The following is a 15,111-nucleotide window of genomic DNA, read 5'->3' on the forward strand; positions in this document are numbered from 1 at the left end:
TGCGATGTCCGGCAACGGCGCGCACGGACGCCCATCGGCAGCGGCGCCCGCCCCCACCGCGAGCGCAGCAGCAGAACGTCCCGACGATGTGGTCCGGCCGTTGAACGCCTGACCGGGACGGTAAGCCCGCGCCGATGAGTATCGCTCCCCCGGCATGGAAAAATGCCGACGCGGGCGCCGAAAGGCTGCCGGACTTGAATATCGGATGGCGGCCGTTTGGCGCCCGCGCTCCCTTCTTGTTGCCCCAACCGGCTCGCAGCGCGCGCCGGCCGCTCGGCGCGTGGCCGTTCCGGTGCCTTAACCACTCGCGTGCCAACCTCTGCCCCATCCTGGCCGCGATTTGCGACGAGTACTGCACATCGGGTGGGGCCTCTAATGTAAGGGTCTGGAATGCGCTGGAATTCTCTCGCCGCGGCCATCGCGGCTCTTCTCGCAACTGCCGCGGCTGCCGAGGCAGCCCCGCGCGCCGTGCTCGAGCTGTTCACCAGCCCCTTCTGCTCCTCGTGCCCTCCGGCCGACGCGCTGTTCACAAAGCTCGCGCGCCAGCCCGATCTCATCACGCTCGTCATGCCGGTCGACTCCTTCGACGGGCCGGGGCGCAAGGACCCGCTGGCCAAGCCGGTCTTCACCGACCGCCAGGCCGCCTATGCCGAGCGGCGCAACTCGGACATGCTGTTCACGCCGCAAGCGGTGATCAACGGCGCCGCCGAGGCGACGGGCTCCGATCCGGGTGAGATCCGCGAGGGCATCGCGCAGACGATGGGCGTGCTGTCGGTGCCGGTCGACGCGAAGATCGTTGGCGATCAGATCAATCTGTCGGTCGGAGGTGCGGGGCGCGCAAACGCCAAGACCGGCGTCATCACCGTGCTGCCGTACATGCAGGATCACACCGAGCCGATGCGCGGCCGCAAGAGCGTGCACTATGCCAACCTCGTGCGCGACATCATCCCGGTCGACACCTGGGAGGGCAAGCCGCTGAAGGCGCGGCTGTCGGCCCGCGACTTTGCCCAGTACGACGGCATCGTCGTGCTGCTGCAGGCGGGCACGTCCGAGCGCCCCGGCGCCATCATCGGCGCAGCGCGCGTGCCGCTCAGCGCATTGCGCACACCCCGCGCCAAGACCTGAACCATCGATAGAGCCCACGGGCAATAGAAGTTGCGATAGACTGCGTACGTAACGGTTGCCCGCCCGCTGCGAAGTAGCAGTAAGGACGGCATCGGAGGCTCCATGCACGCGCGCGCCATCGCAACGCTTCTTCTCGGCTCATTCGTTGCCGCTGGCTCGGCAGCCGCCGCACCGCCGACTGTGTTGGAGCTGTTCACCAGCCAGGGCTGTTCATCCTGTCCGCCCGCCGACCGCCTGTTCGAGAAGCTGGCGCACGACGATCACTTCATCGTTCTGTCGCTGCCGGTCGATTATTGGGACCGGCTCGGCTGGAAGGATACTTTCGCCAAGCACGCCTTCACCGAGCGCCAGCGCGCTTATGCCATCATGCGCGGTGATCAGCAGGTTTATACGCCGCAGGCGGTCGTCAACGGCAGCGAGCACGCCAACGGCGCCAACATGCTAGGCATCGCCGCGTCCGCCGAAACGACCAAGCCGCCGCAGCTGCCCATCGCGGTGAAGCGCAATGGCGATGACATCGAGGTATCCGTCGACGGCACGCGCCCGGGCAGCCCCGCCGCCACCGTCATCGTGCTGCCGTATCTGGCTTCGCGCGACGTGGCTGTCGGCCGCGGCGAGAACTCCGGTACCAAGATCACCTACACCAACATCGTGCGCGAGATCATTCCGCTCGGCGCCTGGTCGGGAAGTCCGGTCAAGTATCGCACCAAGCTATCCGCCGACGCGCACTACGACGGCGCCGTCGTGCTCGTGCAGGAAGGCACGCCCGCATTGCCTGGCGCTATCCTCGGCGCCGAGCGCATCGCGCTGCATTAGGTAACGCCGTTCTGGGCGGCCGCTGGCTTCCACAGGATCGCGACGCCGATCACCGCGGATAGCACGGACGCTGCAAAGATGGCGATCTTCGCCGCATCGAACTCTTGCGGCGCCGGGAAGGACTGACCGGCAATGAACAGCGACATCGTAAAGCCGATGCCGGCAAGTGCACCGGCACCCGCGAGCTGCCGCCACGTGTATCCATCGGACTTCGCCGCGATGCCGACCCACACCGCCAGCGCCGACGCCGCCACGAGCCCGAGAGGTTTTCCAATCACCAGGCCGGACATGATCGCCGCCATCATCTGCTCATGCCCGGCAATCACGCCGCCGCTGAACGTCACGCCGGCATTCGCCAGCGCGAACAGCGGCAGGATCACATAGCTGGATCGCGCCGCCATGTGCCGCAACAATCTGTCCGCGGGAGACTCCAACCGGTCGAAGATGGCGTCCATCGCTCTGAGCGCCGGAACCGATGGACCATGCCGCAACACCTCATCGCCATGCTCGGCTTCCGCCGCAACGATGCTGTTGAGCTGCGCCGTCAGCGCCTCGAGGTTCGGAGGTGGCCGCGTCGGGATGAACAGAGCCAGGATCACGCCGGCGAGTGTCGCGTGCAATCCGCCTGCATGCACACACGCCCACAACACAATTCCAAGCAGCACGTACGGCGCCACGCGATAGACGTGTGCCTTGTTCAGCGCCGCAAGTCCGGCAATGACCAGCAGCCCCGCGGCAAGATATGCCCACTGCAACGCCCCGGAATAGAATACCGCCACGACCGCGATAGCGCCGATGTCGTCGACGATGGCTGCAGCCGTCAGGAAGATGCGCAATTCGACCGGCACGCGAGCGCCCATCATCACTATGAGGGCCACGGCAAAGGCGGTGTCGGTCGCCATTGGAACGCCCCAGCCGTGCGCCCACGGGCCCGACGGTATGACGAGAACGTAGAGCAGCGCCGGAACCGCCATGCCACCTATGGCAGCGGCAATCGGCAGCGCGGCCGATCGCCGGCTGGCGAGGTGACCGACTGTGAACTCGCGTTTGATCTCGAGACCGACCACCAGGAAGAAGATGGTCAACAGCCCATCGTTCACCCAATGCCGAAGCGACATCTTGAAGCTCGCCGACCCCAGCGAGACACCGAGGTACTGCTCCCAGAAATCCTCGAAGGCATGGCCCCAGCTAGAATTCGTCAACGCAATGGCAATGAGGGTCGACACCAGCAGCAGCACACCGGCCGATGGCCCCCAACTCGCAAAGCCGACCGCAGCCGATCTCACGCGATGACCGAGCGTGCCCAGCATCGCATCGAGGAACGAGCTTTCATCCCACGGTCCGTCATAACGCCGCCCGTTCATGAAGAATGTCGGTGTCATCATCACACCGCTCGCCCGGGCGCTACGCTCGTCTTCCGCAACGCGTCCAGCGGCCGCCCGCCAATCTTCGCCGTCAGGCGCCACCGGCGGCACGTCGACACCGAGATCCGCGGCGACGGCGCTGAGGTCGTCCTCCGTCAGCGTCTCGGACCTCGACATCAGCTTGACGTGCGCGTGCCAGAAGGCGTCGGCATCCGGAGCGCGCTCGACGAGCTCGGCCGCGCGCCGCGCCAGCGTGCTTCCCGTCACCGGCCGATGCCGGAAGGCGTACCGCAAACGGTCGCCAAGCTCATCGCGCACTTCCGCGATGCGCGCATTGGCGGCCCGGCAATAGGGGCAGGCATAACTGCCGTACTCTACGAGCGTGATCGGAGCGTTGGATTCACCCAACGTATGATCGTTGGTGCCGACAGGGCGGTCGAGGCGGTTGCTCGGCAGCGCGTGATTCACATGACCTCTCGGGGCTGGGTTGGCTCCGGAATGCGATACGTACATCTGCGGCGGCACCAAGTCATTGGGATGCGGCGGATCGCCAGAGTTGGTCAAACCTTGTTTCGTAAGACCCTCTGCACGGCGTGCTCCAAGGCCTCGAGGAATCGGGATCGGTCCTGGCGCGTAAAGCTGGCGTTGAAACCTTTGCTCTCGCCTGTCTCGCGCAAGTGCGCGGAAAGCTCGCGCATGGCGAGCGCCATGCCGATGCCACTTTCGGTAAATGGCTTGCCCGTTGGGCCGATCACCTGCGCGCCCGCCTTGAGACAGCGGGCGGCGAGCGGAATGTCCGCCGACACGGCAATGTCCCTCGCCCCGATGTGCTCGGCGATCCAGTCGTCGGCGGCATCCGGGCCTTCGGCGACGACCACGCGCTTGATCAGCGGTCCTTCCGGTAGCCGCATCCAGGAGTTGGAAACGAAATGGATGACCAGCCCATGCCGCTCGGCGACGCGCACCGCCTCATCCTTCACCGGGCAGGCGTCAGCATCGACAAAGATCGTGGGTAAGGGAAGCGCGCTCACGCATCGGTGTTTAGCGGTTTCCGGCCGCGACGCAACCGGCCAGCGGTCAGCCCATCGGTTCGGCAAGCAGCTTGGTAACGCTCTCGGCGTCGAGCACCTTGTCGATCAAGCCCGCCGCGGGAGTACGCGGGTCGGCATCCATCACCGGCCCAGAGGCGACGGCCGCGACGAGGTGATCCCAGACTTTGGGCACAATCGACGATTGACCCCACGTGGCGGAAAGCAGATAGCGCACCTTCGCGTGCTTTTGCGCCGCCGCATCGAGCTCGCCGATTACCTTGGGGCCATGCACCTTGAGCAGGGTCTCGAGCGCGCCAGCGCCGAGCAGGGCCACCTGTTCGCCTGTCCTGCATTCGTCGAGCGCGACGAGAAGGAAGACCACTGCTGCTTCCGGCGAGGTCTGCACCATTTCGTCGACACAGTCATAGGCGCGCATGCGCTCGCCTTTTTCCTCGTGATCTGTCCCCGGGGCCGGGATCTTCAGCAGAATGCGCGCGAGCCGCCGCGGCTCGAACGCGCCCTCCTCGCTGAAGCACAGCGGTTCGGCGCCTTCGAACTGGCAATCGAAGCAGCTCCACGTCCGTTCCATGTTGCGCTCCGTGGTTCGGAACCGGCCTCCAAGACGAATCGCATAATAGCCGGATCGATGACGGTCTTTTTGACACAGCGCGACAGTTGGCGCTGCGACAGTGCGGCCTCCGACTTGGAGCGTTCAATAGAAAATGGCCCGGACACGAGGTCCGGGCCATCTTCGCAGCGTACCCTCAGAAGATTATTCCGCGGGCGAGAAGGCGGGGGCGGAGGAAGGGTTTTCCACCCGCTCGCTCGTCTGTCCCATAATCTTCTTCATGTGCCGCTGCTCCATCATGGTCTGCCACATGAAGAAGAGGATGATGAAGGCAAGCAGGATCACGCTGTAGATGTACTCCATGCCCGCAAACGGATAGGCGCTGGTGACCTCCGAGAGCTTCGAGAGTGACGACAATCCCGTAGACATAGGAACTTCTCCTTCTTTGATGCCTAGACTTTGGCTTCGCTCTTGGCGAGCGCGTCAAACTCCGCTTCCGTCCCAGAGAGCGCCGGATAGGTCAGCGGCACGATCTCACCATCGAGGCCCTTTACCTCCACCGGAGCCGGAACCCGCAGCAGTCCGAAACCCTTGAGGATCTGACCGAGGATGTAACCAGGGATCAGGCCGAACCCGAGGGCGAACACGAGCGTCACGATGATGTTGCCCATCGGAGTGACGATCGGCAGGCCTTCGGCATTCGTGCCGAACCAGCCGACGCCATCCGACAGCGTGATCAACGCGCCAGGGCTGGGCATGACCGCGGGGTAACCCCACAGCAGGAAGCCCGCCACGACGCCCCCGAAGACGCCGCAGTAGCCATGCACGGCCACCGCGCCGACCGCGTCGTCGATCTTGAAGCGGCGCTCGACGAAGTTGTGCAGCGTGTAGGCCATTGCAGTACCCGCCGAGGCAACGACCAGAGCCAGGATCGGATGATAGAAGTCGTTGCCGGCGCTGGCGCTGATGATGCCGGCAAGGCCACCCGAGTAAGTCCAGAACGAGTTGCCGCCGGAGATCAGGTACGCCGTGATCAGGCCGCCGAACAACGAGAACAGGAAGTTGATGGTGACACCAGACAGCGTGATCGGCACGCCGTAGATGTTGGTGGTCGTCCAGAATGCCGTCTGACCTTCTGCGGCGACGTTGACGATCGGGATATGGCAGGCCGCATAGAAGCCGAAGAACCCGATATAGATGAAAAAGATGCCGAGCGTGGTCATCCAGGGATTGTGCAGCGGGATCTCACGCGGCTGGCCCGTAGGCCCAAACTTGCCGATGCGCGGCCCGAGGGCCATGAGCACGCCAAGCGTGGCAAAGCCGGCAGGCGCGTGCAGCACCGCCGAGCAGTACTGATCATGGAAGCCGAGATACTGCGTCATCCAGCCATTGCCGGCCCAGCCCCAGGCTGCGGGAATGACCCACGCGACCGCGCCGACGTAAACCGCAATGATCAGAAAGCCCGTCGTCTTTGCGCGCTCGATGATGGCGCCGGAGACGATCGAGGCAGCCGTCATTCCGAACAGCGCAAACGCCGCCCAGAAGACGCCCGAGATGTGATCAGAAAGGTTGGGTGCCAGTGTCTTCGACCACGGCTCGAAGCCGGTTTCGAGGCTGACGCTCGACGTTGCGACTGGCCAGCCCTGCAGGGCGATGTAGAGCCACATGCCGAACAGAAGGAACGCGAGCCCGACCACGGGGATCGCCATCGTATTCTTCAGCAGCGTGTGCTGGAGGTTCTTGGTCCGCGATACGCCGACCTCGTACATGCAGAAACCGACGTGGATGAAGAACATCAGCACGACGGTCATGAAGAAGTAAAACTCAGTGAACAGCGTTGTTAGCGCCGTAGTTTCATTTTCCATACGCCTCTCCCACCTATCGAGTGCGTGGTAACCCTCCTGCCAGCCGCATTTGCGCGAGCTGCAAGTAATTTCACCTAAGTGCAAGGGGCGTACCGGTTTCGAGGGGAGGGAATTGGGTTCACTGACAAGAAACACACTGAGTTGATATGCAAAGATTTTTTGCGTCGAACCCGTTCGTCGCTTCGGTTTGAGCGCGCGCAAGGCCCACCCGCTCCGGCTGATCAAAATCTGTTCCGACTGCCTTTAGCGTAGGCAAAACGTTGATTTTTCAGCGAGCGGGATGGTGCGCTTACGTGCGGGGTACTCAGCGCCTGCGGGGCGGCCTCCCGCCAGCTGGTGCAGCACACTGATGGATCACGGAAGGCGCTCGGCACGATGCCGCGATAGACACGGGGTCCTGTCGCGGCATCGCGCTATGCACGTATTGTGCGTGGACAGCTATTGCGCCAGATCTGTCACTAGCGGTTCCAACGACCTGCCCGATAGAAGCGCACGGGCCTGTAATAATTTACGGGGCGGTAGGCGCGGTAAGGACGGTAGTACCGCACGGGCCGATAATACCGCACGGGCCGGTAGTATCTCGCAGGACGGTAATACCTGACCGGCCTGTAGTACCTTGCGGCGCGATAGTGCCTAACCGGCCGGTAGTACTGCACAGGAGCCTCAACAGCTGCTGCTCCGCAAGCGCAGGTTCGCCTCCAGCCGCAGGCTTCCGCGGATGGAGCAGAAGCGACAGTGAGAACCAAAGCAGCGAACGCACCGGTGATGCCGGTTAGTATGGTAGCTCTTTTCATCTGTCTTCTCCTCGAGCGTAGAGCGTCCCCGAGGCCGCAAACAAACTAGAGCCCAGATAGTTCCACGTTGAGGAGAAGTGATGAATTGCCTTGAATTTGTGGAGCTTTCTAAGCCGATTGCGCACGTGTCTATTCGGCCCGAAGCGATCCTGCCCAAGTCGGTCGGCGGTCGCGAGCAAAGGCGAGGGGCGCCCAGATCAGCCGCGTAATCCCGGTGCCCGGCTCATGACAACGGCTTCCTCGATTGAGGGCGCGTAGACCACCAGCGGACGACGCAAGCCGGCCTGCAGCAAAGTGCGCCGTACGCCGCGCCGCGCCGCGGTGAAATACACCGTCGTTCCCTCGCCACGCAGTTTGCGCACGAAGCCCGCCAGCGCATTTGCCGCCGTGCTGTCGACCAGTGGCACCTCCGCGAAATCGAGCACGAACACTTTGGGACGGGCACCGATGCGGTCGAGTACTCCGCTCACCGCCGCCGTCGCTCCGAAGAAGAAGGCGCCCGAAATCCGGTACACGACAACGTTGTTGCCGAATGCGTCGGGCTCGTAGGCCGTTCGCGCGTTCCCAGTAGCGTCCGCGACGTCCTCGGCAACAAGGGCGCCCCCATTCTCGACTTGCACAGCCTCGGCCATGCGATGCAGGAACAGGAAAGCGCCGAGCGTGACGCCGACGCCTATCGCAATTGTAAGATCAGCAAAGATCGTCAAAAGGAATGTCGCCATCAGCACAGCAGCGTCGCCCCGCGAGTTACGCAGCAGATTGGCGAATTCCTCCTTCTCGGCCATGTTCCAGGCGACGACGGCCAGCACGCCACCGAGGCATGCGAGGGGGATGTAGGCCGCCAGCGGTGCCGCGACGAGCATGAAGCCGAGCAGGTACAGCGCGTGCATCATGCCCGAAACAGGCGTGTGCGCCCCCGCTCGTATATTCGTCGCCGTGCGGGCAATCGTGCCGGTCACGCACATACCGCCGAACATCACGGCCGCGATGTTGCCCACGCCCTGTGCGACCAGCTCGCAGTTCGACCGATGCCGGCGACCGCTCATGCCGTCCGCGACCACCGCAGACAGCAGGCTTTCGATCGCGCCCAGCAATGCGATGGCGATGGCCGAAGGGAACACATCGCGCATCTTGGCTAGATCGAAGCTTGGCAGCGTGGGGGCCGGCAGCATTCGCGGCACGCCGCCGAACTTCGTTCCGATGGTGCTGACGTCGAGATGAAGCACTACGGCAATCAGCGAGGCGAGCGCCACCGCGATAAGCATGCCCGGCCACCGCGGCCGCCAAGCGCGCAGGCCCACAATGGTGCCGATGGAGATTCCGGCCAGCGCCACGGTTGCCGGCTTGACGGTGCCGATGCTCTCCCAGATCGCGCCAAGCTTCGGTAACAGGGCCGCCGGCTCGCTCGCCATGTCGAGCCCCAGCAGCTCTTTCAGTTGGCTCGCAAGGATGATGACGGCGATGCCCGCCGTGAACCCGACCGTCACCGGGAACGGAATGTATTTGATATAGGTGCCAAGGCGCAGGAAGCCCGCTGCGAGCATGATGACGCCTGCCATTAGCGTGGCGAGTACCAGGCCGTCATAACCATGCTGCTCCACGATCGAGGCGATCAGCACGATGAACGCGCCGGCCGGCCCGCCGATTTGAAAGCGGCTGCCGCCGAGCGCCGAGATCAGGAAGCCCCCGACAATCGCCGTAAATAGCCCCTTCTCAGGAGACAGCCCCGAGCCGATCGCGATGGCCATCGACAGCGGCAAAGCCACGATCGCAACGGTGAGGCCAGCAATGGCATCGGCCCTGAAGTCGCCCATCGAATAGCCAGCACGCAGCAGCGTTACCAGCTTTGGCGTGAACAGCTCGGCGAAAGTCGGTCGCGGCTGTCTCAACTGGCTGCGAGCAGCCGCGTCCATGTTCCGACTCCTCGTAAGGAGCGGCGGGATCGTCGGCCGATGAAGTCGGCGGTCGCCGTCGCGATGGTCTAGAATTACGCCGGCTTTGCTAGCCGACTACTGCATTGAGTTGCGAGTCTGCACCCCACGCGTCATTGAGCAATCGCGCTCACTAGCAATCGCCTTCTTCTTTAGTCGGACACTGAGAGGCCAGCTTGTCGTCTGACCTGTTGGATAGGCGCCGCCATGATCGCGGAGAACGACCCCATCGTCCGCGCCGACGACCGCGCTAAAGTCGAGGCCTTCCTCCGGCTCTTTGCGAGCCAGCGCCTGAGCATCAGTGTTTGCTGCTGCGCCGATGCTTGTGGCTGCGGCGGAGCGGCTTGCTCGTCGGCTCGGGCTCCGACATCGCCACCGTCTCGACGCGCGACTTTGGCACCAGATGCACGACCTTGTAGCCGCGCTTCTTCAGTTCGGCGAGAACCTCTGGGATCACCTTGGCGGTCTGCGGGTGGATGTCATGAAACAGCATGATGCCGCCGCCAGACTTGTCGAGCGCATTGAAGATATTCTTGAACACTCTGTCGGGCGAGCGATAGCGCCAGTCGAGTGAATCGGCATCGATGCCCATGACGGCGATATTGCGCTTTGCGAGATAGTCGCGCACGCGCTTCGGGTCGCTGAGATACGGGAAGCGGAAGAACGGTGCGACGCCCTCGGGCAGGGTTGTCTCCGCGAGGCTGATCGCGCTTTCGATCTGCGACTTCGACCGGTCGAGCGAAATGGCGCCGAGGTTGCGATGCGACCAGGTGTGCGTGCCCACCGTATGGCCTGCCGCCTGGACCTCCTTCGCGATGTCGGGGAAGTTCTTGATCATCTCCCCGAGTTCGAAAAACGTCGCCTTCGTGCACTGCTCGGCGAGCGCCTCGAGAATCGGACGCGTGAACTTGGGATGCGGGCCATCGTCGAAGGTGATGACCACCTCGCCCTTCTCGAGCAGCTTCGTCGGCGGATACTGCTCGCCATAGTCGCCGCCCCCGGTCGTGTCGACCTCTGCAACACGCGAGACCCCGAGCTTACCGGTGCAGTCGATGGCAGGCTTGGCTTCTGGCGCTTTGGCCGTGTCGTCCGTCGATGGCTGTGCAACGGCGGCAGCGGCATCGGCGTTGACCGGGTGGATGTTTTCCGCGGCGACAGCAAAGCCGGCCGGCAGCGTAAGAACGGTCGCGAGAAGCAGCATTCTCATTATCGTCGATCCTATGCCCAGGGCCGTCTAGGGGGCGGCAACGCTGATGGCGGAGATTATATGGGCAACATCCCGCATCGCGCTTAACGTCGATGAAATGTCCTCCGGGGACGCGACGAATTCCCGGCTGCAACCCTTTTAAAGCCGGGCCTGGTGTTTGGACCAGCCATCATGAGGCCATAAGCGATCGCGGGGTAGCCAGTGTTGCCTCCCGGTCATCGCTCGGCTGGAGCATATGCATCGCGATGGCCGCAGCGGCAGCGTTGCCGCTCGACAAGGTCCGGCGGCTACGCCTTATTCGCGGCGACATCCCGAGGAGCGAGACTTCCCATGCCGTTTCCGATCATATCTCCCCAATTGGCCCCGATCCTGCTCCTTTCTCTCTCCAACGTCTTCATGACGTTCGCCTGGTACGGGCACCTTCGCTTCAAGGACCAGCCCCTCTATCTGGTCATCTTCGTCTCCTGGCTGATCGCTTTCTTCGAGTACTGCCTCGCCGTGCCGGCAAACCGCTATGGCAGTGCGGTCTATTCGGCGGCGGAGCTGAAGACCATGCAGGAAGTCATTACGCTGACCGTGTTCGCGGTCTTTTCGGTGCTTTATCTGAAGGAGCCGATCACCCTCAATCAGGTCATTGGCTTCGCACTGATCGCGTTGGGCGCATTCTTTGTCTTCTCGGGGCGCACCTGAAGCAGTTATGGTTCACACCACGACAACGACATTTCCATAACCGCTCGAGGAGATCCCATGGCCGAAACGCGAATTGCGCTCGTTACTGGAGCCAACCGTGGCATTGGCCTTGAGATCGTCAGGCAACTGTCGCGCGTCGGATTGCTTGCGGTTCTGTGCTCGCGCGACGTCGATAAGGGGCGTGAGGCGGCCGCCAAGCTCGCCTCGGAAGGGCTGGAACCCCCGGTAGTTGCCCTCGACGTGACGAGTGACGAGAGCATCAGCGCGGCTGTCGACGAGGTCATGAACCTGTTTGGCCGCATCGACGTGCTGGTCAACAACGCGGGAGTGCTTTGGGAAGGGCAGTCGCCCGACGATTCTAAAGTGCTCGACGTATCTCCGCAGCTTGTGCGCGAGACCTACGACACCAACGCCATCGGCCCGCTTCGCATGATAAAGGCGGTCGTGCCCATCATGCTCAAAGGCGAGTACGGCCGCGTCGTCAACGTCTCATCGGGCGCCGGCCAGCTCTCCGATATGCAGTCGGGTTATCCCGCCTATCGAATGTCCAAGGCAGCGCTCAACGCGCTGACACGCGTGACGGCGGCTGAGCTGGGGCCAGTCCCGATCAAGGTCAATGCGATGTGCCCGGGCTGGGTTCGAACCGAGATGGGCGGCCCGAACGCGACCCGCACAGTTGAGCAGGGCGCCGAGACGGCCGTCTGGCTGTCGACGCTGCCAGATACCGGGCCAACCGGCGGCTTCTTCCGCGATAAGGCGCCCATCCCCTGGTGATCGCTTGGTGGAGCCTCAGACCCCACGCACCAGATTGCCCACCATCAGTGTGATGTAGGCGGTGATCGCCAGCCAGAATTCCTGGTGCGGCAGATAGCGAGGCACGCCAACGAAGCCCAGCTTCGTGACAAGCGCCAGCAGCGCCAGCGTCAGCGAAATAAGAAAAATGGCGATGGTCGGCGGATTGAGACGCATAGCATAACCCCCATTGGCAGCGGCGACGCTTGCAGCCGCCAAGTCGCTCAAAGCGCGCTCCAGGCGCGGCGCGATCCTATCATGCGGCCCCAGCGTGAAAGCAATACGGCAGGCCGAGCGCGAGGGATGGCATTGGAAAGAGGCACGTCGGCAAGGCGCCAAGCGCACCCGGCACGAGCGCCGACGTTGTTAGCTGCACAGCAAGCTTCTCTCAGCTAGCGCAACTGAAAAATCAAAGGGTCCGTGCAGCTTTGACCGCCGACAGTGCCGGCAACTCCTCGCCCGCCTCGAGCAGGAAGCGCACCGGGCGAGCCTGAGGATTGGCCTCGTCCCGGCAGGTCACAAGGATGAGCGGCGTCGGGTGAGCCGTCGATGAAACCGGCAAAACCTGATTGTCGAGCCGATCGACTGTAACGACATTGAGCACGCGCTGGGCGCCGTTCGAGGAGATGGTGATGCGATCGCCGACCGACACCGGCTTCGCCGTTGCGGTGCCGGCGTCATGGACAACGTGGGTCAGCCAGAATTCTTCTGTACCGGCGACAACCGGGGCAGCCCGCCTGGCACCAGCGTCAGCGTCCATATTAGCGATCGCGCGCTGAAATCCACGCTCCACCACCGCTTCGCCATTGCCCAAGGTCACCGCGGCAGCGCCCAGCCCGGCGGCCGAAAGACCCAGAACGGCGATCGGGAGGTTCTTGCGAAGTGCGCCCGTGCCCATGATGTGCTCCCGCTTTCTTGCCCCGTGCCCGAACCCCGGGCGCCTAGAAGGGTACAATACAGCTTCCCTTCCTTACCAGAATGTTAGGTGTGGAGAGGAGACCGTCAAGGGTTCCCAGCAGAACCGGGTCCCCCCTCCACCACACTTCACCGCGGGGAGGCGTACTCGCGGCGAAGGTGTCGGATGAAAGCCAGATTCAGTGCGGCCATGGCCGAGAAGACCGCGGCCAGAAGGCCAAAAGCCACATTTCGAGTGATCTGCCTCGGGGCGCTGAATGAGGCGGCCTGAGGCACGGGAACGGCCGTTGCCACAACCGCAGCCGCAATCAGCGGATTGTCATCCAGCGAGAATTTTAAGAGGTCACCGGCACTCGAGCTGACCGATAGCAGCCCGCTTAGGCGCTGCGTCGCGACCGAATTGCGTTCAATCGTGCCCAGGGCCACCGCGAAGGTGAGAAACAAGATCAGACCGACAGTGGCATCGGCTGTTGTTCTAAGGATCAACCTCGAGGGTCCCGCATTCGCCATGGCATGAGGCCTTCTCGCCTTGCGCAGGGAGTGATTCCACGCGCTTTTCATTCTGGGATCGTTGCCCCCGTTCGTGGCGGGCGTTGGGACACATTGTGGCGATTGCTGCGTATTCTTTTGATTAATGCGGGTCCGCCCGGGCCTGTGGCGTGTTAGTCACTCGACCTTAGTCGAGCTAAGCATTTCCGGCATTCGACATGCGCTCATGACGCAACGACCGATGTATTGAAGTCACCGCGCGCTGCAGATAGTGTCCGCGCCGCTCGCGCCGAAAAAGCTATTCGAAAGGCTTTCACAATGGGTTTCATCGCCGACAGCTTGAACCGCATTCAGCCCTCCGCCACCATCGCGGTCTCGACGAAAGCGCGGCAACTGAAAGCAACCGGCAGGGATGTCATCTCGCTGTCTGCTGGCGAGCCTGACTTCGATACGCCCGATAACATCAAGCAAGCAGCCGTGAAGGCGCTCGCCGAGGGCCGCACCAAGTACACCGACGTCGACGGTACGCCCGAACTCAAGGCGGCGATCGTGCGCAAGTTCAAGCGCGAGAACAATCTCGACTACAAGCCCAACCAGATCTCCGTCGGCACGGGCGGCAAGCAGGTGATCTACAACGCCCTGCTGGCGACATTGAACCCGGGCGACGAGGTGATCATCCCGGCGCCGTGCTGGGTGTCTTATGCTGACATCGTCATGCTCGCGGATGGCAAGCCGGTGTTCGTCGACACGAAGATCGAGGACGGTTTCCGCCTGAAGCCGGAGGCGCTCGAAGCTGCCATCACCCCGAAGACGAAGTGGATTATCTTCAACTCGCCGTCGAACCCGACCGGCGCCGCGTATTCGCGCGACGAGATCAAGGTTCTGACCGACGTGCTCCTGAAGCACCCGGATGTCTGGATCCTGACCGACGACATCTACGAGCACCTCCTCTATGACGGATTGAAGTTCCACACCATTGCCGAGGTGGAGCCCGGCCTCTTCGATCGCACTTTGACGGTCAACGGTCTCTCGAAGGCGTACTGCATGACCGGCTGGCGACTTGGTTATGCCGGCGGTCCGGTGAAGCTGATCGACGCCATGCGCAAGCTGCAGTCGCAGTCGACGTCTAACCCGTGCTCGATCACTCAGGCGGCTGCAGTCGAGGCGCTGGACGGCCCGCAAGGCTTCATCGCCGAGAACAATGCCAAGTTCGTCGAGCGCCGCGATCTTGTCGTGTCGATGCTGAACCAGGCGGCCGGTCTCAAGTGTCCGAAGCCGGAAGGCGCATTCTACGTCTATCCGAGCTGCGCTGGCGCAATTGGAAAGACCACCCCGTCAGGCAAGGTGATCGCCAACGACGAGGACTTCGTCACCGCGCTTCTGGAGGACGAAGGCGTCGCCGTCGTGCATGGCGCAGCGTTCGCATCCTCGCCGGCCTTCCGCGTCTCCTACGCGACCTCCAAGGAAATCCTCGAGGACGCCTGCCGGCGCATCCAGCGCTTCTGCGGCAACCTCCGCTGACGC

At 63.2% G+C, this 15,111-nt stretch carries 15 protein-coding genes; 5 read left to right on the plus strand and 10 right to left on the minus strand.

Going from position 1 to position 15,111, the window contains the following annotated elements; all coding sequences use genetic code 11:
• Positions 1-390: 390 nt before the first annotated feature.
• Both ACP15D_RS17805 and ACP15D_RS17810 read left to right on the plus strand, forming a co-directional pair.
• On the plus strand, positions 391-1,125 hold the full coding sequence (locus tag ACP15D_RS17805; protein ID WP_424958756.1) for a DUF1223 domain-containing protein: 735 nt from the start codon (positions 391-393) through the stop codon (positions 1,123-1,125).
• A 102-nt stretch (positions 1,126-1,227) separates the two neighbouring features.
• Complete coding sequence (locus ACP15D_RS17810; RefSeq protein WP_424958757.1) at positions 1,228-1,941, plus strand: DUF1223 domain-containing protein; 714 nt, start codon at positions 1,228-1,230, stop codon at positions 1,939-1,941.
• Here ACP15D_RS17810 and nhaA read toward each other — a convergent pair.
• The 7 genes from nhaA to ACP15D_RS17845 form a co-directional block, all read right to left on the minus strand.
• Positions 1,938-3,773, minus strand: coding sequence for a Na+/H+ antiporter NhaA (gene nhaA, locus ACP15D_RS17815; RefSeq protein WP_424958758.1), 1,836 nt, complete (start codon positions 3,771-3,773; stop codon positions 1,938-1,940). The two genes, ACP15D_RS17810 and nhaA, sit on opposite strands and share 4 nt — an antisense overlap.
• A 92-nt stretch (positions 3,774-3,865) precedes the next feature.
• Positions 3,866-4,336 carry a YaiI/YqxD family protein gene (locus tag ACP15D_RS17820; RefSeq protein WP_424958759.1) on the minus strand — a complete coding sequence of 157 codons (471 nt, stop codon included), beginning with the start codon at positions 4,334-4,336 and terminating at the stop codon, positions 3,866-3,868.
• 46 nt (positions 4,337-4,382) lie between these two features.
• On the minus strand, positions 4,383-4,925 hold the full coding sequence (locus ACP15D_RS17825; RefSeq protein WP_424958760.1) for a DUF6869 domain-containing protein: 543 nt from the start codon (positions 4,923-4,925) through the stop codon (positions 4,383-4,385).
• Between the two features lie 183 nt (positions 4,926-5,108).
• A complete protein-coding gene (locus ACP15D_RS17830) occupies positions 5,109-5,333 on the minus strand; it encodes a hypothetical protein (RefSeq protein ID WP_424958761.1) in 225 nt (74 codons plus the stop codon).
• Positions 5,334-5,356: 23 nt separating this feature from the next.
• Positions 5,357-6,769: an ammonium transporter gene (locus ACP15D_RS17835; RefSeq protein ID WP_424958762.1), complete on the minus strand. Its 1,413-nt coding sequence runs from the start codon at positions 6,767-6,769 to the stop codon at positions 5,357-5,359.
• A 991-nt stretch (positions 6,770-7,760) separates the two neighbouring features.
• Entirely contained in the window at positions 7,761-9,476 is a 1,716-nt protein-coding gene (locus ACP15D_RS17840) for a SulP family inorganic anion transporter (RefSeq protein ID WP_424958763.1), read from the minus strand.
• Positions 9,477-9,792: 316 nt separating this feature from the next.
• Positions 9,793-10,701: a polysaccharide deacetylase family protein gene (locus ACP15D_RS17845; protein ID WP_424958764.1), complete on the minus strand. Its 909-nt coding sequence runs from the start codon at positions 10,699-10,701 to the stop codon at positions 9,793-9,795.
• A 330-nt stretch (positions 10,702-11,031) separates the two neighbouring features.
• Between ACP15D_RS17845 and ACP15D_RS17850 the strand changes: the two genes are divergently transcribed.
• Complete coding sequence (locus ACP15D_RS17850) at positions 11,032-11,391, plus strand: DMT family protein (protein ID WP_424958765.1); 360 nt, start codon at positions 11,032-11,034, stop codon at positions 11,389-11,391.
• Positions 11,392-11,448: 57 nt separating this feature from the next.
• Positions 11,449-12,165 carry an SDR family oxidoreductase gene (locus ACP15D_RS17855; protein WP_424958766.1) on the plus strand — a complete coding sequence of 239 codons (717 nt, stop codon included), beginning with the start codon at positions 11,449-11,451 and terminating at the stop codon, positions 12,163-12,165.
• Positions 12,166-12,180: 15 nt separating this feature from the next.
• Here ACP15D_RS17855 and ACP15D_RS17860 read toward each other — a convergent pair whose 3' ends face one another.
• From ACP15D_RS17860 to ACP15D_RS17870, 3 genes are all read right to left on the minus strand, one after another.
• On the minus strand, positions 12,181-12,360 hold the full coding sequence (locus ACP15D_RS17860; protein WP_072376009.1) for a hypothetical protein: 180 nt from the start codon (positions 12,358-12,360) through the stop codon (positions 12,181-12,183).
• Between the two features lie 232 nt (positions 12,361-12,592).
• On the minus strand, positions 12,593-13,081 hold the full coding sequence (locus ACP15D_RS17865; RefSeq protein ID WP_424958767.1) for a hypothetical protein: 489 nt from the start codon (positions 13,079-13,081) through the stop codon (positions 12,593-12,595).
• A 146-nt stretch (positions 13,082-13,227) separates the two neighbouring features.
• Positions 13,228-13,584, minus strand: a complete 357-nt coding sequence (locus tag ACP15D_RS17870) for a hypothetical protein (protein WP_424958768.1) — start codon at positions 13,582-13,584, stop codon at positions 13,228-13,230.
• Positions 13,585-13,905: 321 nt separating this feature from the next.
• Here ACP15D_RS17870 and ACP15D_RS17875 point away from each other — a divergent pair, with 321 nt between their 5' ends.
• Positions 13,906-15,108, plus strand: a complete 1,203-nt coding sequence (locus ACP15D_RS17875; protein ID WP_424958769.1) for a pyridoxal phosphate-dependent aminotransferase — start codon at positions 13,906-13,908, stop codon at positions 15,106-15,108.
• Positions 15,109-15,111: the final 3 nt, after the last annotated feature.

It is taken from the genome of Hyphomicrobium sp. 1Nfss2.1 (assembly GCF_965243865.1).
GTDB lineage: Bacteria > Pseudomonadota > Alphaproteobacteria > Rhizobiales > Hyphomicrobiaceae > Hyphomicrobium_A.